Raw genomic sequence first — 23052 nt, forward strand, 5'->3', positions numbered from 1 at the left:
GAGTATAAAAACTGTCAGATGAAGGGATGGTGAAATCGTATAGTGCATTGAAATAAGATATGAACAAATTGATTAGGAAAGTCAAATTAATTTCTAGAAATGTTTTAGTAGTCGCTATGTACTATTCTAGTTTCAATATACTATATCTATACGAATAGAAACGTGACGGTAAGGCATATAGAGCTCGTAAGAGGGCGAGAAAGTCTGCAACCTTAAAAAGAACTAGATAAATCCACTAAGTATGGTTACTCTAGTTCTTTTTCGTTTATTCAATACCCAAGATTTCCTTAATATCATCAACGCTCAGATTGCTTCTACTTTCTTGTCCTTCAAGGACGGTGTTGAAGAGTTCTTTTTTACTTTCTTGGAGTTCTTGGATTTTTTCCTCTATGGTTCCAAGTGTGATAAGGCGATATACATCGACTTGTTTGGTCTGGCCAAGGCGGTGGCTTCGTCCGATGGCTTGCATCTCGACTGCTGGATTCCACCAGAGGTCACAGAGGATGATGGTATCAGCTCCTGTTAGATTCAGTCCTGTTCCACCTGCTTTTAGGGAAATGAGGAAGCAGTCTTTTTCACCTTGATTGAAGAGATTGACCATTTCTTGACGTTTATCTGAAGGTGTTTGTCCTGTTATTTTAAAGTGAGACATTTCTTTTTTCTCTAGTTCTTGCTCAATGAGATCAAGCATAGAGGTGAATTGTGAAAAGATAAGTGGTCGTGCTCCTTTTTTACGAATGGTGTCCAGGAGCTCGAATAAGCTGTCTATTTTTCCACTATCCCCTGTGTAGTCTTCTAAAAAGAGAGCTGGGGTATTACAGATTTGTCTAAGTCGGGTCAGTCCTGCTAATATTTCAATTTTATGACGTTTAATCTCATCAGCGCTGGCTCCTGCAACCATTTCTTGCATACGTCGAAGTTGAGCTAGATAGAGCGTTTTTTGTGAACTGCTGAGTTCATTGCTGTAGAGGTGCTCGCTCAGTTCAGGCAATTCTGTCAGAACTTCGTCTTTTTTCCTACGCAGAACAAAAGGTTGAATCAGTTTAGCAACGAGTTGAGGTGACAATTTTGAAAATTCCTTTTTACTTGGTAAGAGTCCTGGTAATACTATCTGGAAAATAGACCAAATCTCTTCGAGACGGTTTTCGATAGGAGTTCCAGATAGGGCATAGCAGGTCTTGACATCAAATTCTCTCAAAGCTTGTGCTGTTTTGGTCTGACTATTTTTTATCATCTGTGCTTCATCTAAGATGAGGTAGTCGTAAGACTGCTTTTGATAGTGTTCAAGGTCAGATCGAAAAGATGGATAGCTTGTAATAGTGATAGTGGCAGATTTTTCGATTTGCTTGATACGCTCAGTTTTTGTGCCATAGGCTACTTCAACCTGTTTGTGAGGTACAAATTTTCGGAATTCTTCCTTCCAATTGTAAAGAAGGCTGGCTGGAGCTAGGATAAGAGCTTTCTGTTCTGGTTTAAGGTTGGCTTCCAGAAGAGTGATGGTTTGCAAGGTTTTCCCTAGCCCCATATCGTCCGCCAGAATTCCTCCAAAATGATAATAATCCAGCATACTCAGCCACTTGACTCCTTCTTTCTGATAGGAGCGAAGTTTGGCCTTGACTTCATAAGGTTTGATATCAAATTCTTCAGGGTGGGTCAGATCATAAGCCATCTTTTTGAAATCACGAGAAAAATTGACATGTTCATTGTCTTTGAAGGTTTCAGAAAGGCTAAAGGCACGAGATTTGTGCATCTTGATTTTTCCGTCTGAAAATTTAGCGCGAAGCTCTTGGAGACTTTGGGCAACCTTGAGACTTTCATCGTCAAAGACTAGAACCTTTCCTTGCTTGGTTTGGTAGTGGCTTTCTTGATTCCATAAAGCTTGGATAGCTTTTTCAACCTCATCTTCTGAAATCATAGAAAAATCAAACTGAACTGAAAGGAAGCCGTCGTCGTCAAAAATGTCAATGACAGCAGGATCTTCTACTAAGAGTTTTTCAAGCGATTCATCTAGTTGAACTTGACCCAGAGTACGAAAACGGGGTAGTTCTTTTAGGAAGAAATCAACGACTTTTATTTTAGAAAGACTATGAAATTCCTCTTTGAAACCAGCAGAAAGCAGTTGATGATAGATTTTTCTGGCTTTGCTAGCTTGGTAAGTATAGGGGAGGGTTAGGAGATCTTGTTTAGAATGGACTTGTTTTTCTCCAAAGGACCACACCATGTTGAGGGCAATTTCATTTCTAGTCTTGGAGAAGGCAAAGATGGGGATGAAGTCATGGATTTGTAATTCATCTGGGATACTGATAGGAACATAGTTTGAGATGATATTACAGACTTGCATGAGTTCAGCCTTATTTTCCTTTGAAAAGATAAGAGGAGAACTTTCTTGATAATGGTAGATCCAAGTAGCTAATTTATCTAAAAAGTAACGGTGCTCTTTTTTGATGATGTGGAAGTGATTGTGTCGAATCCAAAGTTTTTCTTGAATAATGAAACCAAAATAAGCTGTATTGATGATTTCATAATGGTTATTAGATTTGACAACTTTAAAAATTTTTTCTTCCGGGATAAAGGGACTATCATCTAAGAATATAAGAGGGTATTCGGCTTTTGAGGTTACATATTGGAAGACATCCAAAGCTTGAAAAAGTGGCACGAGGTCGTTTAAATAGCTAACAGGAGCCTCTAAATAGCGTCCGCAATCTCTAGGGCTAATATCGTAACCGAAGTTGAAATAAGAATGTTCATTTCTATCGATGAAATATTTTTTGATATAGAGGAGTAAGTTTTGGGACGCCTGATTAAACTGGTCTAATGATAAGTTGATTGTCCCGATTTTCTGTGAAACAAAGTAATCTTCCTGTTGGAAAATGAGAAAAATGAAGTGGGCTATGTCCTTGATAACATAGGAACGAGAAGCCTGTTCAACCTGTAGTTTTAAGGTCCAAGCTAGGCTATGATTTCGGATTTCGACTTGTCCATGAAGGGAAAGTGAAGGCGCCGTCGCTTTTTCTTCTACCAGTTCGTCATGGAGTTCTTCAGATGGCAAGGTAGGGATCAGTTGGCTGGCAAAACTTGGTTTATGACTAGATTTACGAATGCGTTCTTGAATAACTTGGGGTAGACTACGAAAGTAGAGATCCATGGCAACCCAGTGTTTACAGACTTCCTGATTTTGGAAATCATTACATTCGCAATGAAAACCAGTCAAATCGAAGTGCTCCATACTGGTCAGGATGTTGGGTTCCAGATACATGGAGATGCCATTATAGGTATTGGGATGCTTAAAATATTCTTTGTTTTCAGTATCAAAATAGTTTTTTATCTGTTGGAAAATAGTTCGTCCATCCATTCTCATACGAGCAGGTAGTCTATCGGGAACCGTCATTGAAGTAACCTCTGTTCTAATCATTCTTTTCTCTATATTATCAGATTTTATAGGAAAAGAATAGACTTATCTTACATAAATTGCATCTTGATAGGGAGTGGAAAAATAAAGAGTTTCTCTTGATTGTAAATCTTTCAATTGGATCCATCTATTGCCTTAGGCCATTGAAACTTATTTCGCTGGAGCTACTTATATTACTGGAAAGTTGGGGATTGAAATGTGGTATAATAAGAGGTAACAGAGTTTTGGAAAGTGAGAGAAGATGATTTCAAAGAGATTAGAATTGGTGGCATCCTTTGTGCCACAGGGAGCTATTTTACTAGATGTGGGGAGTGATCATGCTTATCTGCCTATCGAGTTAGTCGAGAGAGGTCAAATCAAAAGCGCCATTGCAGGTGAGGTTGTGGAGGGTCCCTACCAGTCTGCGGTTAAAAATGTTGAGGCTCACGACCTAAAGGAGAAAATCCAAGTTCGTTTAGCCAATGGTCTGGCAGCATTTGAAGAGACTGACCAAGTGTCGGTCATCACTATTGCTGGTATGGGGGGGCGTTTGATTGCTAGGATTTTAGAAGAAGGCTTGGACAAGCTAGCTAATGTAGAGCGTTTAATCCTCCAGCCAAATAATCGTGAAGATGATTTGCGTATCTGGCTACAAGAGAACGGATTTCAGATTGTAGCTGAAAGCATCTTAGAAGAAGCTGGCAAGTTTTACGAGATTTTGGTGGTGGAAGCGGGACAAATGAAGCTATCAGCCAGTGATGTTCGCTTTGGTCCCTTCTTGTCCAAAGAAGTCAGCCCAGTCTTTGTCCAAAAATGGCAAAAAGAGGCTGCTAAGTTAGAGTTTGCCCTCGGACAAATCCCAGAAAAAAATCTGGAGGAACGTCAAGTTCTAGTAGATAAAATTCAAGCCATCAAGGAGGTTCTCCATGCTAGCAAGTGAAGTTATTAAGGCGTATGAAGCCTTTTGCCCCCAGGAATTTTCCATGGAGGGGGATAGTCGTGGCCTGCAAATTGGAACTTTGGACAAGGATATCCAAAGTGTCATGGTTGCTCTGGATATTCGTGAAGAAACGGTGGCTGAAGCCATTGAAAAGGGTGTGGATTTAATTATCGTCAAGCACGCGCCGATTTTTCGTCCCATCAAGGACTTGGTTGCCAACCGTCCGCAAAATCAGATTTACATCGACCTGATCAAGCATGACATTGCAGTTTATGTCAGCCATACCAATATTGACATCGTTGATAATGGGCTCAATGACTGGTTTTGCCAGATGCTAGGCATTGATGAGACGACTTATCTTCAGGAAACAGGTCCAGAACGTGGAATTGGTCGTATTGGGAATATTCAGCCTCAGACATTTTGGGACTTGGCCCAGTGTGTCAAGCAAGTCTTTGGCCTAGATAGCCTTCGAATGGTGCATTACCAAGAGAGTGATTTGCAGAAGCCTATTTCAAGAGTGGCAATCTGTGGTGGTAGCGGGCAGTCATTCTATAAGGATGCCTTAGCTAAGGGGGCAGATGTCTACATCACTGGGGATATCTACTACCACACAGCTCAGGATATGCTGTCTGATGGCCTGTTGGCTCTGGACCCAGGTCACTATATCGAAGTGCTTTTTGTGGAAAAAATCGCAGCACTCCTTACTCAATGGAAGGAAGAAAAGGGCTGGGATATTGATATCTTGCCTAGTCAGGCATCGACCAATCCTTTCCACCATATATAGTTAGAAGGTGAAGACAATGAAAAAAGTTGCCATTATTGGAGCAGGGATTGTGGGGGCAACAGCTGCCTACTATCTCTCGAAAGAAAGTGACCTAGAGGTGACCGTTTTTGACCATGGACAAGGTCAGGCTACCAAGGCCGCGGCAGGAATTATCAGTCCTTGGTTTTCCAAACGCCGCAATAAGGCCTGGTACAAGATGGCGCGCTTGGGGGCTGACTTTTATGTGGATTTATTAGCTGATTTAGAGAAGTCAGGGCAAGAAATCGACTTTTACCAGCGTTCGGGAGTCTTTCTCTTGAAAAAGAATGAATCCAAGTTGGAAGAACTCTATGAACTAGGCCTCCAGCGCAGAGAAGAATCTCCCTTGATAGGGCAATTAGCCATTCTAGACCAAGCATCAGCTAATGAATTATTCTCTGGCTTACAGGGATTTGACCGCTTGCTATATGCTTCTGGTGGAGCGAGAGTAGATGGTCAACTTTTGGTCACTCGTTTGCTGGAAGCCAGTCAGGTCAAGCTGGTCAAAGAAAAAGTGAGTCTGACACCTTTATCGTCAGGCTACCAGATTGGCGAAGAGGTGTTTGAGCAGGTTATTTTGGCGACTGGAGCTTGGTTGGATGACTTGTTAGAACCCTTGGGTTATGCTGTGGATGTCCGTCCTCAGAAAGGACAGCTCCGAGATTATCAGCTTGCCCAAGACCTGGAATCCTACCCTGTTGTCATGCCCGAGGGGGAGTGGGATTTGATTCCTTTTGCAGGTGGGAAATTGTCCCTAGGCGCTACCCATGAAAATGACATGGGGTTTGATTTGACGGTAGATGAAACCTTACTCCAACAAATGGAGGAGGCAGCCCTGCCTTGCTATCCTAGTTTAGTAGAAGCTACCAGAGCTGGTGAGCGTGTGGGAATCCGTGCCTATACTAGTGATTTCTCACCTTTCTTTGGGCAGGTGCCAGAATTGGCAGGTGTCTATGCAGCCAGTGGATTAGGTTCATCGGGCCTCACAACTGGTCCCATCATTGGCTACCATCTAGCTCAACTGATCCAAGGCAGGGAATTGACCTTGGACCCAGTAAACTACCCAATTGAGAACTATGTCAAACGAGTAAAAAGTGAATAATACTCAATGAAAATCAAAGAACAAACTAGGAAACTATCCGCGGGCTGCTTAAAGCACTGCTTTGAGGTTGTAGATAGAGCTGATGAAGTCAGCTCAAAACACTGCTTTGAGGTTGTGGATAGAACTGACGAAGTCAGCTCAAAACACTGTTTTGAGGTTGTGGATAGAACTGACGAAGTCAGTAACATATATATGGCAAGGTGACGTTGACGTGGTTTGAAGAGATTTTCGAAGAGTATAAGTATTTTACTGAAATTTTATCCTACCCTCTAGGATGGCAAATGACATTCCCTATCAAAAATGGTAAAATAAGAAAAAATAATCCGAGAATCGAGGAAAGAAGATGCAAGAAAAGATTTTGGTAACGGGTGGAGCTGGTTTTATCGGAACCCACACAGTTATTGAGTTAATCCAAGCAGGTCATCAGGTTGTTGTGGTGGATAACCTTGTCAACAGCAATCGTAAAAGTTTAGAAGTTGTTGAGAGAATTACAGGGGTTGAAGTGCCTTTCTATGAGGCAGATATTCGTGACACAGATACCCTCAGAGATATTTTCAAGCAAGAAGAACCAACAGGTGTCATTCACTTTGCTGGTTTGAAGGCTGTTGGAGAATCTACCCGTATCCCTCTTGTCTACTATGACAATAATATTGCTGGAACTGTTAGTCTTTTGAAGGTCATGGAAGAAGTCAACTGTAAAAACATCATTTTCAGTTCTTCTGCGACAGTTTACGGAGATCCGCACACAGTGCCCATCTTGGAAGATTTCCCAGTTTCTGTAACCAATCCATATGGTCGCACCAAGCTTATGCTTGAGGAAATTTTGACGGATATTTACAAGGCAGACTCAGAATGGAATGTGGTCTTGCTTCGTTACTTTAACCCAATCGGAGCCCATGAGAGTGGAGATTTGGGAGAAAATCCAAACGGTATTCCAAACAATCTCTTGCCATATGTGACTCAAGTAGCCGTTGGGAAACTAGAGCAAGTGCAAGTATTTGGAGACGATTACGATACGGAAGACGGAACTGGTGTTCGTGACTATATCCACGTTGTCGATTTGGCTAAGGGTCACGTTGCAGCTCTGAAAAAAATCCAAAAGGGTTCAGGTTTAAACGTTTATAACCTTGGAACTGGTAAAGGCTATTCTGTTCTTGAAATTATCCAAAACATGGAAAAAGCAGTGGGACGCCCAATTCCTTATCGCATTGTAGACCGTCGCCCAGGTGATATTGCAGCCTGCTATTCAGATCCTGCAAAAGCCAAAGCAGAACTAGGCTGGGAAGCAGAATTAGGCATCACCCAAATGTGTGAAGACGCATGGCGTTGGCAAAGCAAGCATCCAAATGGATTTGAAGACTAAGATGGTGATTTCAATCATTGTCCCCTGTTTAAACGAAGAGGAAGTACTTCCTCTTTTTTATCAGGCTTTGGAAGCTTTGATTCCTGACTTGGGAGCAGAAATCGAGTATATCTTTGTCGATGATGGATCAAGTGATGGAACCTTGGAACTCTTAAAGGCCTATCGGGAGCAAAATCTGGCAGTGCATTATCTTTCTTTCTCTCGAAATTTTGGCAAAGAAGCAGCCCTCTATGCAGGCTTGCAATATGCGACAGGAGATTTGGTGGTGGTAATGGATGCAGACCTCCAAGATCCCCCTAGTATGTTACTTGAGATGAAAGATTTACTAGACCAAAATGCAGATTTGGACTACGTAGGAACACGGAGAACTAGTCGGGCGGGAGAACCCTTCTTTCGCAGTTTTTGTGCTAATCTTTTTTATCGCCTCATGCAAAAAATCAGTCCAGTAGCCCTGCCGTCAGGTGTCCGTGATTTTCGCATGATGAGAAGGTCTGTGGTCGATGCCATTTTAGCTTTGACCGAGTCCAATCGTTTTTCTAAGGGACTCTTTGCCTGGGTCGGTTTTAAAACCCACTATCTGGACTATCCCAATGTCGAAAGGCAGGCTGGCAATACCAGTTGGAGTTTTAGGCAACTCTTTTTTTACTCCATTGAAGGGATTGTTAATTTTTCAGATTTTCCCTTGATTATAGCCTTTATGGCTGGTCTCCTATCTTGTTTCATTTCTCTACTGATGACCTTTTTTGTTGTGGTTCGGACCCTCATTTTGGGCAATCCTACATCTGGCTGGACCTCTCTGATGGCTGTCATTCTCTTTCTGGGAGGCATTCAACTCTTGACCATTGGGATTCTTGGCAAGTACATCAGTAAGATTTATCTAGAGACCAAAAAAAGACCACTTTATCTTATCAAAGAAAAAAGTGACCTTCTTGATTTTACAGAAAAAATAAAGTGAAAAGACTATAATTTTACATGGAAATATGCTAAACTAGAAAGAGTGAAACGTTCTTGTCAATTTACTATGAGAGATTAGTGTTGATCTTTAATCAAGGCACGTGTCGGACAGTTTCTAACAGCTTCTACGACGTCCTGGCTAGGAGAAATTTCTTTTTCTAGTTGGTCAGGGTCATCGTAAAAACGCACGATTCCATTATCGTGGTAGTCAAATAAGTCAGAATAAGTTTGGCAAAGCCCACAGGCAATGCAGCGTTCAGGTATAAGTGTGATTTTCATATTTATATTGTAATAAGAAAAGTCAAAAAAAACAAGGAGTAAGGTATGGCAAAAGAACCGTGGCAAGAAGATATTTATGAGAATCAGGAAGAACAGACGAGAACGAAACGACGCCAACGTAATCAAAAAGGTACAGGCGTTGTTGCAAATCGTGTTTTGACGATTCTAGCTAGTCTCTTTTTCGTGATTGTTGTAGCAATGATAATAGTATTGATTTACCTTTCAAGCGGAGGGAGTAATCGCACAGCAGCCTTAAAAGATTTTCACGATTCTGATGCAAATGTAGTACAGATTTCATCTTCTAGTAGTTCAGAGCAGGCATCTTCTAGTTCAGAGGGTAAGGAAGAATCATCTACTAGCTCAGAACATTCAACAGATCCAGAAGGGACGACAAAAGTCTTGGCTGGAGAAGGAGAAGCAGCTATTGCAGCTCGCGCGGGGATTTCGATTGCTCAGTTAGAGGCCTTGAATCCTGGGCACATGGTTACAGGATCTTGGTTTGCTAATCCAGGTGACGTTGTTAAAATCAAATAGGAGTTGATATGAAAACAATTCAAATTGCTATTGATGGTCCTGCTTCCAGTGGTAAGAGTACAGTCGCAAAGATTATTGCTAAGGATTTTGGATACACCTACCTAGATACAGGTGCTATGTATCGCGCAGCGACCTATATGGCTCTCAAGAACCAGTTAGGAGTAGAAGAAGTTAAAGAACTCTTAGCCTTGTTGGACCAGCATCCAATTAGTTTTGGGCGTTCAGAAACTGGGGACCAGCTTGTCTTTGTAGGAGATGTGGATATTACCCATCCTATCCGTGAAAATCAAGTGACCAATCATGTTTCAGCTATTGCAGCAATTCCTCAAGTGCGTGAGAAACTAGTTTCTCTCCAACAAGAGATTGCCCAGCAAGGTGGGATTGTCATGGATGGTCGTGATATTGGGACTGTTGTATTGCCACAAGCAGAATTGAAAATTTTCCTAGTAGCTTCTGTCGATGAGAGAGCAGAGCGTCGTTATAAGGAAAATATTGCCAAGGGAATTGAAACAGACCTTGAAACACTAAAAGAGGAAATTGCAGCGCGTGACTACAAGGATAGCCATCGTGAGACTTCGCCTCTCAAGCAAGCAGAGGATGCAGTTTACCTTGATACAACTGGCTTGAACATTCAAGAAGTAGTTGAAAAAATTAAAGCAGAAGCTGAAAAAAGAATGTAAATGTAGAAAAGCCGATAGATGGATATCGGTTTTTTCTAAATTTGTCAAAATGCTGATTTTAAGGTATAATAGTTGCTGTTCGAGAAATTTTGATTTTCAAAGAATAGTGAATAATGATAAGGAGAAACCATGAACAACTTACCAAATTGCCAAAAATGTAACTCAGAGTATGTCTACGAAGACGGTGCCCTACTGGTTTGCCCAGAGTGTGCTTATGAGTGGAATCCTGCTGAAGTTGCAGATGTAGAAGAGGGCCTTGTTGCTATCGATGCCAACGGAAATAAATTGGCTGACGGTGATACAGTAACTCTCATCAAGGATTTGAAAGTAAAAGGTGCGCCAAAAGATTTGAAACAAGGGACGCGCGTGAAAAATATCCGTATCGTAGAAGGCGATCACAATATCGACTGTAAGATTGATGGTTTTGGTGCCATGAAACTTAAATCAGAATTTGTGAAGAAAATTTAATCATGTCAAAGAACTATAAATTTGTATTTTATAGCCGTATCTTCTTGTTTCTAGCGGCTTTTACGGGAGTTTATCTTGAAATCGCCAAGCATGGTGGATTTGGGATGCTGCTCTATTATACGGTTCTGTCAAATCTTTTAGTCGCGATTTTTACGCTCTATCTCCTAAAGGTTATGAGCCGTTTAGGTGAAAACTGGCAAAGGCCAAGTCTCTTGCGCTTAAAAGGTGGGGTCACTATGAGTATCATGATTACCTGTGTGATTTACCATTTCCTTTTAGCACCCATTGCGACTAATTTCTATACTCTGGAAAATTTCCTTTGCCACTATATCGTTCCCCTTTGGTTTTTAGCGGATACCCTCTTTTTTGACAAACAGGGTCAATACAAGATTTGGGATCCAATTGTGTGGACGATTTTACCCTTGCTGTATATGATGTTTGCTCTCTTTAATGGCTTGGTACTGAAATTAGACATTCCTAATTCTAAAGTCAGTCCTTTCCCTTACTTCTTTTTGAATGTGAACAAGGGTTGGGATGTCGTGTTCAAGTGGTGTCTGATTATCTTTGTTGCCTATATGGTGGCAGGATTTATCTTCTACTTTATCAAGCAAATCAAGAGAAAGTCATCCTAATACTCTTCGAAAATCTCTTCAAACCACGTCAGTTTCGCCTTAGGGTATATATGTGACTGACTTCGTCAGTTCTATCCACAACCTCAAAACAGTGTTTTGAGCTGACTTCGTCAGTTTCATCTACAACCTTAAAGCAGTGCTTTGAGCAACCTGCGGCTAGCTTCCTAGTTTGCTCTTTGATTTTCATTGAGTATAAGACACAAGGGATTCATTTTCGAGTTTAAGAAGGAGTCTACAAACCAATGAGACTTCTTCTTTTCTTGCTTGTTTGATAACTATCAAAAAATAGAAGATTAAGAGAAAGATAGAAAGAGATTTCATGAAACAATTTTTAGAACGGGCCAGTATTTTGGCTCTCTCCCTCGTTTTGATTACCTCCTTTTCGATTTCAAGTGCCCTACCAGCCATGTTTGACTATTATCAAGGCTATCCTAAGGAACAAATTGAGCTCTTAGCGAGCTTGCCATCCTTTGGAATCATGATTATGTTATTACTAAATGGTTTCTTAGAAAAAATCTTTCCTGAGCGCTTACAGATTAGTTTGGGCTTGCTGATTTTATCACTGAGCGGGACGGCTCCCTTCTGGTATCAGGCCTATCCCTTTGTCTTTGGAACACGGATTCTGTTTGGTTTGGGTGTTGGGATGATCAATGCCAAGGCCATTTCCATTATCAGTGAACGTTACCAAGGGAAAACGAGAATACAGATGCTAGGGTTACGCGGTTCTGCAGAAGTCGTAGGAGCTTCCCTCATTACCTTGGCAGTCGGCCAGTTGTTGGCATTTGGTTGGACAGCTACCTTCTTAGCTTATAGTGCTGGATTTTTGGTGCTGACCCTCTATCTGCTCTTTGTCCCTTATGGAAAAGAAAAGAAAGAAGTCAAGAAAAAAGCGAAGGAAGCCAGTCGTTTAACTCGAGAAATGAAAGGCTTGATTTTTATCCTAGCTATTGAAGCGGCAGTTGTAGTTTGTACCAATACAGCTATTACCATCCGTATTCCAAGTTTGATGGTGGAAAGAGGGCTTGGAGATGCCCAGTTATCTAGTTTTGTTCTTAGTGTCATGCAGTTGATCGGGATTGTGGCTGGGGTGAGCTTTTCTTTCTTGATTTCGATTTTTAAGGAAAAATTGCTCCTCTGGTCGGGCATTACCTTTGGCTTAGGTCAAATTGTGATTGCCTTGTCTCCGTCCTTGTGGGTGGTGGTGGCAGGAAGCGTTCTGGCTGGTTTTGCTTACAGTATAGCCCTGACGACGGTCTTTCAACTTGTATCTGAAAGAATTCCAGCTAAACTCCTCAATCAAGCAACCTCATTTGCGGTTTTAGGATGTAGTTTCGGAGCCTTTACGACCCCATTCGTTCTAGGTGCGATTGGTTTACTAACACAAAATGGGATGTTGGTCTTTGCCATTTTAGGATCATGGTTGATTGTAACCTCTATCTTTGTCATGTACCTACTTCAAAAGAGAGCTTAGGATTGTTTTCCTAAGTTTTCTTTTCAGGATTTTTGTACCCATACAATATTTGTTTTAGAACCTTGTCTATAGACTAATTTCTTGATAAAATAGAAGTTATGACAAGATACAAAGCAACTATTTCCTATGATGGTTATGCCTTTGCTGGTTTTCAGCGCCAGCCACATGCGCGTAGCGTTCAGGAAGAAATTGAAAAAACCTTGACTAGATTGAATAAGGGGCAAGCTATTACCGTTCACGGTGCTGGTAGGACTGATAGTGGTGTTCATGCTTTGGGACAGGTGCTTCATTTTGACCTCCCCTATCAAATGGATGAGGAGAAACTTCGCTTTGCTCTGGACACCCAGTCCCCTGAAGATATTGATGTGATTTCGATTGAGCTTGTGGCGGATGATTTTCATTGTCGTTATGCCAAGCACAGCAAGACCTATGAGTTTATCGTGGATAGAGGCCGTCCTAAAAATCCGATGCGCCGTCACTATGCTACTCACTTTCCCTATCCACTTGATGTGGAGCGGATGCAGGAGGCTGTCAAAAAGCTAGAAGGAACCCATGATTTCACAGGTTTTACAGCCTCTGGAACTAGTGTGGAGGATAAGGTTCGCACCATTACAGAAGCTAGTCTCAGGGTTGATGAGACAGGGCAGTTTTTGACCTTTACCTTTTCAGGAAATGGCTTCTTGTATAAACAGATTCGCAATATGGTGGGGACACTTCTCAAAATCGGAAATAATCGTATGCCAGTAGAGCAGATTGACTTGATTTTGGAGAAGAAGGACAGGCAGCTAGCTGGTCCAACGGCAGCACCGAATGGCTTGTATTTAAAGGAGATTCGTTATGAAGAATAATCGTATTTTAGCACTTTCTGGAAATGATATTTTTAGTGGTGGTGGTTTGTCCGCTGATTTGGCTACCTATACCTTGAACGGCTTGCATGGTTTTGTAGCTGTGACTTGTTTGACAGCCTTGACCGAAAAGGGGTTTGAAGTCTTTCCAACTGACGATGTCATTTTTCAACATGAATTAGATAGCTTGCGTGATGTGGAATTTGCAGGGATTAAGATTGGTCTTTTACCAACTGTCAGTGTGGCTGAGAAAGCCTTGGACTTTATCAAACAACGCCCAGAAGTACCTGTAGTATTGGACCCTGTCTTGGTCTGCAAGGAAACGCACGACGTGGCTGTCAGTGAACTCTGCCAAGAGTTGATTCGCTTTTTCCCTCATGTCAGTGTGATTACGCCTAATCTTCCTGAAGCAGAATTATTAGCTGGTCAAGAAATTAAAAGCTTGGAAGACATGAAAACTGCAGCGCAGAAATTACATGACTTAGGAGCGCCAGCAGTCATTATCAAGGGAGGCAATCGCCTTAGTCAGGACAAGGCTATGGATGTCTTTTATGACGGACAGACCTTTACTATCCTAGAAAATCCAGTTATCCAAGGCCAAAATGCTGGTGCAGGTTGTACCTTTGCCTCTAGCATTGCCAGTCACCTAGTCAAAGGTGATGAACTTTTACCAGCAGTAGAAAGCTCTAAGGCTTTCGTTTATCGTTCTATTGCACAAGCAGATCAGTATGGAGTAAGACAATATGAAGCAAACTAAAACAACTAAAATTGCCCTTGTATCCCTATTAACCGCCCTCTCTGTGGTTCTAGGTTATTTCTTAAAAATCCCAACACCGACAGGAATTCTAACTCTTTTAGATGCAGGTGTCTTCTTTACGGCCTTTTACTTTGGTAGTCGTGAAGGGGCTGTAGTAGGAGGACTAGCAGGTTTCTTGATTGACCTCTTATCAGGCTATCCTCAGTGGATGTTCTTTAGCTTGATTAACCATGGCTTGCAGGGATTTTTCGCAGGATTTAAAGGAAAAACTCAGTGGTTAGGCCTTATCTTAGCAACGATTGCCATGGTAGGGGGTTACGCCTTGGGTTCTACTTTGATGAATGGCTGGGCAGCAGCCCTACCAGAAATTCTACCAAATTTCATGCAAAATATGGTAGGGATGATTGTAGGGTTTGTGCTTAGTCAGAGTAGCAAGAAGATTAAGTAAAGAGGCTGAGTCAAAAGTCTTTCAAATAAGAAAAACGCATAGTATCAGGTGTTGAAAATTTGATACTATGCGTTTTATTGTGGGAAGATTTTCAAAGAATATTAATCAAAATAAAGCAAATCTTTGCTGGTGCTTGTAAAGAGGTCAAAGCCATCCTTGGTAACAACACCGCAGTCTTCGATACGGACACCGACTTTACCAGGGATATAGATACCTGGTTCGACTGAGAAGCACATGCCTTCTTCGATGACCATGTCGTTTCCTTCCATGATAGATGGGAATTCGTGAACATCCATACCGATACCGTGACCGAGACGGTGGTTGAAGTACTCACCGTAACCAGCTTTTTCGATGACCTCACGGGCAGCGCGATCCACTTCATGGGCAGTCACACCTGGCTTGATAAAGTCAAGAGCAGCTTGTTGGGCTTCAAGAGTCAAGTTGTAAATGTCTTTCTTGAATTGGTCAGGTTTACCGACAGCGACTGTACGGGTCATATCTGAAGCATAGCCGTTGACGAGGACACCCAGGTCAAAGAGGAGAAGGGCGTTATTTTCAACCTTGTTTGCTGCTGGGATACCGTGTGGATTTGCAGCATTATCGCCAGTCAGGACCATGGTATCAAAGCTCATTTCATATCCTTCACGTTTTATGGCAAAGTCGATTTGAGCGATAATATCTGTCTCTGTCTTATCAAGAGAAATATTGTCAAAACCAACATTGACAGCCTTGTCCGCATAGAGACCTGCCACCATCATTTTTTGCACTTCGTCAGCTGATTTGATGAGGCGCATGCGTTGGATACGAGGAGTGAGGTTGTCAAACTCAGCTGTTTCAAAAACTGATTTCAAGCCATGGTATTTAGTCAAAATGAGGTTGTCAAACTCCACAGCTACACGTTTGAAGTCGTGCTGTGGAAGAGCATCTTTCATTTTTTGCCATGGATTTTCAGAATCCACATAGCCTACAACTGGGAAGGATACGGTGCTGCTTGCACGCTCAACCTCAAGGGCTGGAACGAACAGAAGTGGTTCCTGATCAGCTAGGATAAAGAGGAACATTTGACGTTCATGAGGATCACTGTAAAAGCCAGTGAGGTAATTGATAGTGACGGGGTCAGATACGACAGCGACGTCTAGTTTTTCAGTTTCAAGATATGTTACGATTTGTTGTAATTTAGACATATGCTACCTTCTTTCTACCCCTCTATTTTGGCAAAAAAAGAGAGAAAATGCAAGGGAGAAGGGTAAAAGAAAAGACAAAAAGAACTCCGACAAGATAACGGAGTTCTTTGATATCATTTTCCTTTGTTTATGAAAAGTCAGCCTTGCTTTTGACGTCGCTATATTCTTCAGCGATTTCTTGGCTGAGAATATCCTCATAGGCAGGGAGTTGGATGTCCTGACCATATTTCTTCTTGAGGGCAGTTGTGACTAGGCGATAAGCTAGATTGGCATTGCGAGAAAGGATAGGCCCGTGGAAGTAAGAACCAAAGACATTCTTATAATGAACCCCTTCGCCGACTTTTTCTTCGTTGTTTCCATTTCCATAGACAACCTGTCCCAGTGGTTTTTGGTCGTCTGAGAGGAAGGTACGACCCTGGTGATTTTCAAAACCATAATAGGTTTCATCGAAATCTTCATTGTGAATCTTGATATCACCGATAAAGCGGTTATTGGTCTGGTTGAGGGTGTAGTGACCCATAACCCCTAGCCCTTCGATGCGTTTCCCTGAAGCTTCAACATAATATTGGCCCAATAGTTGGAAACCACCGCAGATAGCGAGAACTACACCGTCATTTTGGATGTAGTTGTCAATACTCTCTTTTTTAGCAGGAAGGTCGTCTGCAATAATACTTTGTTCAAAGTCTTGACCGCCACCGAAAAAGGCGATGTCGTAGTGATTTTCGTCAAAGTCATCATGGAGAGAAACGATGTCAACCGTCACATGGGCTCCCAGTTTTTCAGCCACATACTTGAGCATGAGGATGTTTCCATTGTCCCCATAGGTATTCATGAGATTTCCGTAGAGGTGAGCAATGTTGAGCTGATAAGGGTAATTGCCATCTTTTGAGGAAAGTGAAGTATAAACCATTAGCTCATCTCCTTTCTAACAATCTGACGACTAGCCAGCAGTTCGCGGAATTCCAGCATAGCAGTATAGGTAGCTAGGATATAGGCATGCTTGCAGTCTTGGTTCTCAATGGTCTTGAGAACTTGCTCCAGATTGCTTGTTTCAGTGATTTTCTCAGCTGGATAGCCTGTCACTCGGAGACGACGTGCAATTTCAGAATGGCGAACACCGCCAGCGTTGATTTCAGGAATGTCCATCTCAGTGATTTGTTCAAAATCAGCATCCCAAATCCAGCTAGTATCAATTCCGTCCGCATAGTTGGCATTAAGGAGAACAGATAGGCTAAATGGATAAGGCGCTAGTTTAATCATTTCGATAGCTTGAGTTGCACCGACTGGATTTTTAATCAAGACGAGGGTACATTCCTTGTCACCGATATGGAAGGTTTCCTGACGACCAAAGACAGCACGGCTCTTATCAAATCCCTGCTTGATGAGTTGTGAATCGGCACCGAGGAAACGGGCGATAGCCACAGCAGCTAGAGCGTTATAGATATTGTAGAGTCCACCGATTTGGATACCGTATTCTTGGCCGTCTATGACAAAGCGAGAGTGATTGTTGGTCAACTCAACCAGTTCTGTCAAGCGATAGTCCAGATCAGGACGTTTACATCCACAGCCTTCACAGATATAGGCACCCAAGTTTGCATAGGTATTGTGCTCGTATTTGAGGATGCTTTGACAGTCAGGGCAGAGAATCCCTTCGGTATTGTAGTGAGCTAGTTGGGCTGATCCTTTCTCCAAGTCAAAACCAAAATACTGTACAGGATTTGGAATAGCTGGCTTGTAGAAAAGTGGACTGTCTCCATTAAGAAGAACAGTGGCAGTAGGCACTTTACGAATAGCATCCAAAATCATCTTGTAAGTTGTGTAAATCTCACCATAGCGGTCCATCTGGTCACGGAAAATATTAGTAATAACAAATAAGCTTGGCTGGATATAGTCACAGATACGAGATAGACTGGCCTCGTCGATTTCTAGGACGGCAATATTTTTCCCAGTTTTAGACGATTTGGCTGTTAAGAAGGTTGTCGCAATTCCTGTGATCATGTTGGCACCGCTTGGGTTGGTCAGAACTTGACCATAAACCTCTTTTAAAATACCGACAGTGAGGGCAGTTGTCAAGGTTTTTCCGTTGGTTCCAGTGATCACAACAATCTCGTAGTTTTTAGCTAGGTTTTGTAAAATATCTTTATCAAATTGAAGGGCAAGTTTTCCTGGGAGCGTACTTCCACGGCCAAGACGGCTTAAAATGAAGTGGGAAGAACGCCCAGCTAGGAGGCCCAAAGTAGTTTTTAATTTCATGCTTCTATTATATCATAAAAGAGGGAAAAGACAGATTTGAGATTTCGAAGAAGCAAAAACAGCCCAAAGAGGGCTGTCAGTTAAGATAAGACTTCAACTTAAATCGCAAACAAGTCATTCAAGTTCTCAGCCAAGGTTGGGTGAGTGAAGATTTGTTTTGTGAAGTAAGTGTAAGGAATCTTGTTGTCCATAGCAACAGTGATGATGTTGATGATTTCTTGAGAACCTTCTGAGAAGATGCTTGCTCCAAGAATTTCTTTGGTTTCAGTATTGACAACTGCTTTGAAGGCGCCACGAAGGTCTCCATTTACGTGACCACGAGGCATTGCTGCAACAGGGATTTCCTTAACAGCGTATGGAAGTTTCAAATCAGCTGCTTGGCTTTCAGTCAAACCAACTTGTGAAAGTGCAGGTGTGATGAACATAGTGTTTGGTACATTGAGACGGTCTTCAAGAGTGTAGCTACCATCTCCAGCAAGGTAGCTGTAAACAACACGGAAGTCATCAAGTGAAATGTAAGTAAATTGAAGTCCACCGTTGACATCTCCAACTGCAAAGACACCAGGAACGTTTGTTTGACAATGTTTATCTACTTTAATAGCACCACGTTCAGTTAGTTCAATATCTGTATTTTCAAGTTGAAGTGGTTCTACGTTTGGTTTGCGTCCAGTTGCGTAGAGAAGGGCATCGAAACGGTAAGTTTCGTTTTCAGTTACGACAAGGACTTGGTCACCGTCGTTTTTGATTTCAGTAGTGCGAATGTTTTGAAGCAATTCAATACCGTCTTCTTCCATGTATTGTTTAGCAAGAGCTGCGATGGAAGGTTCTGCACGAGGTAGGAAAGTATCCAAGGCATCTAGAACTGTAACCTTGCTGCCAAGTTTGTTGTAAAGACCAGCAAATTCAAGACCGATATTTCCGCCACCAAGGACACCAAGTTTTTCAGGCAATTTGTCCAAGTTTTGAATACCTGTTGAGTCAAAGACGTTTTTGCTTGTAGCAAGTCCAGGGATTGGCAAGACGTTTGAAACAGCACCAGTGTTGATGACGATTGTTTCAGCGGTCAGTTCTTTCTTTTCATCACCAGCTTGGATTTCGATGACTTTATTTGAAAGGAAGTGAGCTTCCGCATCAAAGATGTCCACGCCTGTACCAGCAACAGTAGCATAGTTTTTACCGTTGAGGCGACCAGTGATCGTGTTTTTGGTAGCAATCACTTCTTCAAAAGACAAGTCTTTCTCAGCAGCAACTAGCAAAGTTTTAGTTGGGATACAACCAATGTTGATACAAGTTCCACCATACATAGCTTTACTACGTTCAACAAGGGCAACTTTTTTGCCAGCTGAAGCCAATTTACCAGCTAGTGTTTTACCAGCTTTACCAAATCCGATAACGATTAAATCATAAGTTAACATTTATCTTCCTCCTATTCGCATTTCATTCTAGCACAAGAAAAAAACTTTTGCACAATTCTGCTACGCTTTAAAAAATTTTATGAAAAAGTGGAAATTTTGGCCTCATTTTCTCAGAAAAACCGCTTACATGACATTATCTACGGATTAGGCTATCTTTTGCTTCTCTCTTGTGTTATACTAGATAGGTTGCAAAGAAAACAGTACTTTTCTTTTGTGGAAAAGAAGCAACACGATTTTGTATCCAGTATATGAAAATACGTCATAAAAAGAAAAGTATAAACTAAGCCCTATAGGGTGGCTTCGCACCACCTTTAGAAAGAAGAAGAACGTGAAATTTAATGAATTAAACTTGTCTGCTGATTTGCTAGCAGAGATTGAAAAAGCTGGTTTTGTAGAAGCCAGTCCTATCCAAGAACAAACTATTCCCTTGGCTATAGAAGGCAAGGACGTTATCGGTCAAGCTCAGACTGGTACAGGAAAAACCGCAGCCTTTGGCTTGCCAACCCTTGAAAAAATCCGTACAGAAGAAGCGACCATCCAAGCCTTGGTCATCGCTCCAACTCGTGAACTAGCTGTCCAAAGTCAAGAGGAACTCTTCCGCTTTGGTCGTAGTAAGGGAGTCAAAGTCCGCTCAGTATATGGTGGATCAAGCGTCGAAAAACAAATCAAGGCCCTTAAATCAGGTGCCCATATCGTGGTGGGAACTCCAGGTCGCCTCTTGGACTTGATTAAACGCAAGGCCTTGAAATTACAAGATATTGAAACTTTGATTCTTGACGAAGCAGATGAAATGCTCAACATGGGCTTCCTTGAAGATATCGAAGCCATCATTTCTCGTGTCCCTGAAAATCGACAAACCTTGCTCTTCTCAGCAACTATGCCAGATGCTATCAAACGTATCGGTGTTCAGTTTATGAAAGAACCTGAGCATGTGAAGATTGCTGCCAAGGAATTGACAACAGAATTGGTTGACCAATACTATATCCGTGTTAAGGAACAAGAAAAATTTGACACCATGACCCGTCTCATGGATGTGGAACAGCCTGAGCTTGCTATCGTATTTGGTCGTACAAAACGTCGTGTAGATGAATTGACTCGTGGACTTAAAATCCGTGGCTTCCGTGCAGAAGGAATTCATGGCGACCTAGACCAAAACAAACGTCTTCGTGTCCTTCGTGACTTCAAAAACGGTAACCTTGATGTTTTGGTTGCAACAGACGTGGCAGCGCGTGGTTTGGATATTTCAGGTGTGACTCATGTCTATAACTACGATATTCCACAAGATCCTGAAAGTTATGTTCACCGTATCGGTCGTACAGGTCGTGCTGGTAAGTCAGGCCAGTCGATTACCTTTGTTGCTCCAAATGAAATGGGTTACCTTCAAATTATTGAAAACTTGACCAAGAAACGCATGAAAGGTCTCAAACCTGCAAGTGCAGAAGAAGCCTTCCAAGCTAAAAAACAAGTAGCTCTCAAGAAAATTGAACGTGATTTTGCAGATGAAACCATTCGTGCTAACTTTGAGAAATTTGGCAAGGATGCTCGTAAGCTAGCTGCTGAATTTACTCCAGAAGAATTGGCAATGTATATCTTGAGTCTGACTGTTCAAGATCCAGATAGCCTTCCTGAAGTGGAAATTGCGCGTGAAAAACCACTACCTTTCAAACCATCAGGTAATGGCTTCGGTGGTAAAGCTAAGGGAGGTCGTCGTGGAGATGACCGTCGTGATAATCGCCGAGGAGATAACCGTCGTGGTGGTCGTCGTGATGATTTCAAGAAAGTCAGTCGTGGAGATAATCGTTTTGATAAGGAAAAACGTTACCGTAAGGATAATAAAAAACCACGCACTACTTCAAGCGAAAAGAAAACAGGCTTTGTGATTCGTAACAAGGGCGATAAATAAGAAAAAGCGGTTCAAAATGAATCGCTTTTTTATATAAGGAGACCGAATGGAAAAGAAAGATAAATAAAATAGATATATTATCTTCTTGTAATATTATAATACACAAAAATAGGGAGCTTGTCAATAGAAAAGAAGCAATTTAATTAAAAATATTCTTGTTTTTTCAAATTGCAATTAAATAAGCAATTTTCAGATAATAATTGAAAATTCAAGCTGTTTATGTTATAATGATAGCGATTAAATTCGAGGTGAAAAATGGCACATTTATTAGAAAAAACTAGAAAAATTACTTCTATTCTGAAGCGTTCGGAGGAGCAGTTACAGGAAGAACTTCCCTACAATGCGATTACCCGTCAATTGGCAGACATTATTGACTGTAACGCTTGTATCGTCAATAGCAAGGGACGTCTCCTTGGTTATTTTATGCGTTACAAAACCAATACGGATCGTGTAGAGCAGTTCTTCCAAACTAAGATTTTCCCTGATATATATATTCAGGGAGCCAACATGATTTATGATACAGAAGCCAATCTGACAGTTGATCATGATTTGAGTATTTTCCCTGTGGAAAGTCGTTCTGATTTTCCAGATGGTTTGACGACTATTGCACCGATTCATGTATCAGGGATTCGCCTTGGTTCTTTGATTATTTGGCGCAATGATAAAGAATTTGATGACGAGGACTTGATTCTTGTTGAGATTGCCATTACCGTTGTTGGGATTCAGCTTCTTAACTTCCAACGTGAAGAGGATGAGAAAAATATTCGCCGTCGTACTGCTGTTACCATGGCGGTTAATACCCTTTCTTATTCCGAACTCCGTGCTGTTTCAGCAATTTTAGGGGAGTTAAATGGCAATGAAGGGCAGTTGACTGCGTCTGTGATTGCAGACCGTATCGGAATTACCCGTTCTGTGATTGTCAATGCCCTTCGTAAACTTGAGTCTGCGGGGATTATTGAAAGTCGCTCGCTTGGAATGAAGGGAACCTACCTTAAGGTCTTGATTTCAGATATTTTTGAAGAAGTGAAGAAAAGAGATTACTAATGGCTAAAGCTTTAATTTCGATTGATTATACAGAAGATTTTGTTGCTGACAGTGGTAAATTGACAGCAGGTGTTCCAGCTCAAGCTATTTCGGAAGCCATTAGTAAGGTGACACGGTTAGCTTTTGAACGCGGAGATTATATCTTCTTTACCATTGATGCTCACGAGGAAAACGATTGTTTCCATCCAGAAAGTAAATTATTTCCTCCTCACAATTTGATTGGCACTAGTGGACGGAATTTATACGGAGATTTGGGAACCTTTTATCAAGAGCATGGTTCAGACAGTCGTGTCTTTTGGATGGATAAACGCCATTACTCAGCTTTTTCGGGAACTGACCTGGATATCCGTTTGAGAGAGCGTCGAGTGTCTACCGTTATCTTAACAGGAGTTTTGACCGATATCTGTGTCCTACATACAGCTATAGATGCCTATAATCTAGGATATGATATCGAGATTGTTAAACCAGCTGTTGCTTCCATCTGGCCTGAAAATCACCAATTTGCCCTTGGACATTTCAAAAATACACTTGGAGCTAAGTTAGTAGATGAAAATCTAAATGAAATTTCAGACTAACTTGCTTAGTAAAAA

The 23052-nt window shown here is 41.6% G+C and carries 22 protein-coding genes; 16 read left to right on the top strand and 6 right to left on the bottom strand.

All coding sequences use genetic code 11. The annotated features are described in order from the left end of the window. Window positions 1–265 precede the first annotated feature (265 nt). Window positions 266–3412, bottom strand: a complete 3147-nt coding sequence (locus tag SK629_RS03485; RefSeq protein WP_050492343.1) for a DEAD/DEAH box helicase — start codon at window positions 3410–3412, stop codon at window positions 266–268. A gap of 238 nt (window positions 3413–3650) precedes the next feature. Here SK629_RS03485 and SK629_RS03490 point away from each other — a divergent pair, with 238 nt between their 5' ends. From SK629_RS03490 to SK629_RS03515, 5 genes are all read left to right on the top strand, one after another. Further along, window positions 3651–4328 (top strand): tRNA (adenine(22)-N(1))-methyltransferase, encoded by a 678-nt coding sequence (locus tag SK629_RS03490; RefSeq protein WP_042900591.1) that lies wholly within the window; start codon window positions 3651–3653, stop codon window positions 4326–4328. Next, on the top strand, window positions 4315–5112 hold the full coding sequence (locus tag SK629_RS03495) for a Nif3-like dinuclear metal center hexameric protein (RefSeq protein WP_042900593.1): 798 nt from the start codon (window positions 4315–4317) through the stop codon (window positions 5110–5112). Before SK629_RS03490 ends, SK629_RS03495 begins: the two co-directional genes overlap by 14 nt. A gap of 16 nt (window positions 5113–5128) precedes the next feature. Then, window positions 5129–6232 (top strand): NAD(P)/FAD-dependent oxidoreductase, encoded by a 1104-nt coding sequence (locus SK629_RS03500; protein ID WP_042900595.1) that lies wholly within the window; start codon window positions 5129–5131, stop codon window positions 6230–6232. Between the two features lie 343 nt (window positions 6233–6575). Then, complete coding sequence (gene galE, locus SK629_RS03510; protein WP_042900598.1) at window positions 6576–7595, top strand: UDP-glucose 4-epimerase GalE; 1020 nt, start codon at window positions 6576–6578, stop codon at window positions 7593–7595. Beyond that, window positions 7579–8550 carry a glycosyltransferase family 2 protein gene (locus SK629_RS03515; protein WP_419991774.1) on the top strand — a complete coding sequence of 324 codons (972 nt, stop codon included), beginning with the start codon at window positions 7579–7581 and terminating at the stop codon, window positions 8548–8550. Before galE ends, SK629_RS03515 begins: the two co-directional genes overlap by 17 nt. Window positions 8551–8624: 74 nt before the next feature. Here the strand turns inward: SK629_RS03515 and SK629_RS11300 are convergent, their stop codons facing one another. Next, window positions 8625–8828 (bottom strand): ferredoxin, encoded by a 204-nt coding sequence (locus SK629_RS11300; RefSeq protein ID WP_194252059.1) that lies wholly within the window; start codon window positions 8826–8828, stop codon window positions 8625–8627. Between the two features lie 45 nt (window positions 8829–8873). Here SK629_RS11300 and SK629_RS03525 point away from each other — a divergent pair, with 45 nt between their 5' ends. From SK629_RS03525 to SK629_RS03565, 8 genes are all read left to right on the top strand, one after another. Beyond that, entirely contained in the window at window positions 8874–9362 is a 489-nt protein-coding gene (locus tag SK629_RS03525) for an SAG1386/EF1546 family surface-associated protein (protein WP_042900602.1), read from the top strand. A gap of 8 nt (window positions 9363–9370) precedes the next feature. Further along, the gene (gene cmk / locus SK629_RS03530; protein ID WP_042900603.1) at window positions 9371–10042 is read left to right on the top strand and encodes a (d)CMP kinase; all 672 of its coding nucleotides are present in this window, start codon (window positions 9371–9373) and stop codon (window positions 10040–10042) included. Window positions 10043–10171: 129 nt separating this feature from the next. After that, window positions 10172–10510 carry a zinc ribbon domain-containing protein YjdM gene (locus tag SK629_RS03535; RefSeq protein ID WP_042900604.1) on the top strand — a complete coding sequence of 113 codons (339 nt, stop codon included), beginning with the start codon at window positions 10172–10174 and terminating at the stop codon, window positions 10508–10510. Between the two features lie 2 nt (window positions 10511–10512). Next, window positions 10513–11142: a Pr6Pr family membrane protein gene (locus SK629_RS03540; RefSeq protein ID WP_042900605.1), complete on the top strand. Its 630-nt coding sequence runs from the start codon at window positions 10513–10515 to the stop codon at window positions 11140–11142. A 319-nt stretch (window positions 11143–11461) separates the two neighbouring features. After that, complete coding sequence (locus tag SK629_RS03550) at window positions 11462–12613, top strand: MFS transporter (protein WP_042900606.1); 1152 nt, start codon at window positions 11462–11464, stop codon at window positions 12611–12613. 98 nt (window positions 12614–12711) lie between these two features. Continuing rightward, on the top strand, window positions 12712–13461 hold the full coding sequence (gene truA, locus SK629_RS03555) for a tRNA pseudouridine(38-40) synthase TruA (RefSeq protein WP_042900607.1): 750 nt from the start codon (window positions 12712–12714) through the stop codon (window positions 13459–13461). Next, window positions 13451–14215 carry a bifunctional hydroxymethylpyrimidine kinase/phosphomethylpyrimidine kinase gene (locus tag SK629_RS03560; protein ID WP_042900608.1) on the top strand — a complete coding sequence of 255 codons (765 nt, stop codon included), beginning with the start codon at window positions 13451–13453 and terminating at the stop codon, window positions 14213–14215. Before truA ends, SK629_RS03560 begins: the two co-directional genes overlap by 11 nt. Further along, window positions 14202–14663: an ECF transporter S component gene (locus tag SK629_RS03565; RefSeq protein WP_042900609.1), complete on the top strand. Its 462-nt coding sequence runs from the start codon at window positions 14202–14204 to the stop codon at window positions 14661–14663. Before SK629_RS03560 ends, SK629_RS03565 begins: the two co-directional genes overlap by 14 nt. A gap of 101 nt (window positions 14664–14764) precedes the next feature. Here the strand turns inward: SK629_RS03565 and SK629_RS03570 are convergent, their stop codons facing one another. From SK629_RS03570 to SK629_RS03585, 4 genes are all read right to left on the bottom strand, one after another. Further along, window positions 14765–15847 carry a M24 family metallopeptidase gene (locus tag SK629_RS03570; RefSeq protein WP_042900610.1) on the bottom strand — a complete coding sequence of 361 codons (1083 nt, stop codon included), beginning with the start codon at window positions 15845–15847 and terminating at the stop codon, window positions 14765–14767. 127 nt (window positions 15848–15974) lie between these two features. Beyond that, on the bottom strand, window positions 15975–16757 hold the full coding sequence (gene gatD / locus SK629_RS03575) for a lipid II isoglutaminyl synthase subunit GatD (RefSeq protein WP_000263194.1): 783 nt from the start codon (window positions 16755–16757) through the stop codon (window positions 15975–15977). Further along, window positions 16757–18100, bottom strand: coding sequence for a lipid II isoglutaminyl synthase subunit MurT (gene murT, locus SK629_RS03580; RefSeq protein ID WP_042900612.1), 1344 nt, complete (start codon window positions 18098–18100; stop codon window positions 16757–16759). Before murT ends, gatD begins: the two co-directional genes overlap by 1 nt. Before the next feature lie 98 nt (window positions 18101–18198). Beyond that, complete coding sequence (locus SK629_RS03585) at window positions 18199–19515, bottom strand: FAD-containing oxidoreductase (RefSeq protein ID WP_033682109.1); 1317 nt, start codon at window positions 19513–19515, stop codon at window positions 18199–18201. A 328-nt stretch (window positions 19516–19843) separates the two neighbouring features. On the opposite strand from SK629_RS03585, the gene SK629_RS03590 reads away from it, so the two are divergent. The 3 genes from SK629_RS03590 to SK629_RS03600 all read left to right on the top strand — a co-directional run bounded on the left by SK629_RS03590 (window position 19844) and on the right by SK629_RS03600 (window position 23037). Next, window positions 19844–21418 (top strand): DEAD/DEAH box helicase, encoded by a 1575-nt coding sequence (locus SK629_RS03590; protein WP_042900614.1) that lies wholly within the window; start codon window positions 19844–19846, stop codon window positions 21416–21418. A 255-nt stretch (window positions 21419–21673) separates the two neighbouring features. After that, window positions 21674–22462, top strand: a complete 789-nt coding sequence (gene codY / locus SK629_RS03595) for a GTP-sensing pleiotropic transcriptional regulator CodY (RefSeq protein WP_042900615.1) — start codon at window positions 21674–21676, stop codon at window positions 22460–22462. Next, window positions 22462–23037, top strand: a complete 576-nt coding sequence (locus SK629_RS03600; RefSeq protein WP_042900617.1) for a cysteine hydrolase family protein — start codon at window positions 22462–22464, stop codon at window positions 23035–23037. The genes codY and SK629_RS03600 overlap by 1 nt, the downstream gene beginning before the upstream one ends. Window positions 23038–23052: the final 15 nt, after the last annotated feature.

The organism is Streptococcus mitis (assembly GCF_000722695.1).
In the GTDB taxonomy this organism is placed as follows: Bacteria; Bacillota; Bacilli; order Lactobacillales; family Streptococcaceae; genus Streptococcus; species Streptococcus mitis_O.

What these genes read in the sequence shown, in the direction of transcription:
- SK629_RS11300 (WP_194252059.1), bottom strand. Translation starts at nt 8,828, where the DNA reads ATGAAAATCACACTTATACCTGAACGCTGCATTGCCTGTGGGCTTTGC.
- SK629_RS03515 (WP_419991774.1), top strand. Translation starts at nt 7,579, where the DNA reads ATGGATTTGAAGACTAAGATGGTGATTTCAATCATTGTCCCCTGTTTA.
- codY (WP_042900615.1), top strand. Translation starts at nt 21,674, where the DNA reads ATGGCACATTTATTAGAAAAAACTAGAAAAATTACTTCTATTCTGAAG.
- SK629_RS03565 (WP_042900609.1), top strand. Translation starts at nt 14,202, where the DNA reads ATGAAGCAAACTAAAACAACTAAAATTGCCCTTGTATCCCTATTAACC.
- SK629_RS03490 (WP_042900591.1), top strand. Translation starts at nt 3,651, where the DNA reads ATGATTTCAAAGAGATTAGAATTGGTGGCATCCTTTGTGCCACAGGGA.
- SK629_RS03600 (WP_042900617.1), top strand. Translation starts at nt 22,462, where the DNA reads ATGGCTAAAGCTTTAATTTCGATTGATTATACAGAAGATTTTGTTGCT.
- SK629_RS03585 (WP_033682109.1), bottom strand. Translation starts at nt 19,515, where the DNA reads ATGTTAACTTATGATTTAATCGTTATCGGATTTGGTAAAGCTGGTAAA.
- cmk (WP_042900603.1), top strand. Translation starts at nt 9,371, where the DNA reads ATGAAAACAATTCAAATTGCTATTGATGGTCCTGCTTCCAGTGGTAAG.
- SK629_RS03535 (WP_042900604.1), top strand. Translation starts at nt 10,172, where the DNA reads ATGAACAACTTACCAAATTGCCAAAAATGTAACTCAGAGTATGTCTAC.
- SK629_RS03500 (WP_042900595.1), top strand. Translation starts at nt 5,129, where the DNA reads ATGAAAAAAGTTGCCATTATTGGAGCAGGGATTGTGGGGGCAACAGCT.
- SK629_RS03570 (WP_042900610.1), bottom strand. Translation starts at nt 15,847, where the DNA reads ATGTCTAAATTACAACAAATCGTAACATATCTTGAAACTGAAAAACTA.
- SK629_RS03525 (WP_042900602.1), top strand. Translation starts at nt 8,874, where the DNA reads ATGGCAAAAGAACCGTGGCAAGAAGATATTTATGAGAATCAGGAAGAA.
- SK629_RS03540 (WP_042900605.1), top strand. Translation starts at nt 10,513, where the DNA reads ATGTCAAAGAACTATAAATTTGTATTTTATAGCCGTATCTTCTTGTTT.
- truA (WP_042900607.1), top strand. Translation starts at nt 12,712, where the DNA reads ATGACAAGATACAAAGCAACTATTTCCTATGATGGTTATGCCTTTGCT.
- galE (WP_042900598.1), top strand. Translation starts at nt 6,576, where the DNA reads ATGCAAGAAAAGATTTTGGTAACGGGTGGAGCTGGTTTTATCGGAACC.
- SK629_RS03560 (WP_042900608.1), top strand. Translation starts at nt 13,451, where the DNA reads ATGAAGAATAATCGTATTTTAGCACTTTCTGGAAATGATATTTTTAGT.
- SK629_RS03495 (WP_042900593.1), top strand. Translation starts at nt 4,315, where the DNA reads ATGCTAGCAAGTGAAGTTATTAAGGCGTATGAAGCCTTTTGCCCCCAG.
- SK629_RS03485 (WP_050492343.1), bottom strand. Translation starts at nt 3,412, where the DNA reads ATGATTAGAACAGAGGTTACTTCAATGACGGTTCCCGATAGACTACCT.
- SK629_RS03550 (WP_042900606.1), top strand. Translation starts at nt 11,462, where the DNA reads ATGAAACAATTTTTAGAACGGGCCAGTATTTTGGCTCTCTCCCTCGTT.
- gatD (WP_000263194.1), bottom strand. Translation starts at nt 16,757, where the DNA reads ATGGTTTATACTTCACTTTCCTCAAAAGATGGCAATTACCCTTATCAG.
- murT (WP_042900612.1), bottom strand. Translation starts at nt 18,100, where the DNA reads ATGAAATTAAAAACTACTTTGGGCCTCCTAGCTGGGCGTTCTTCCCAC.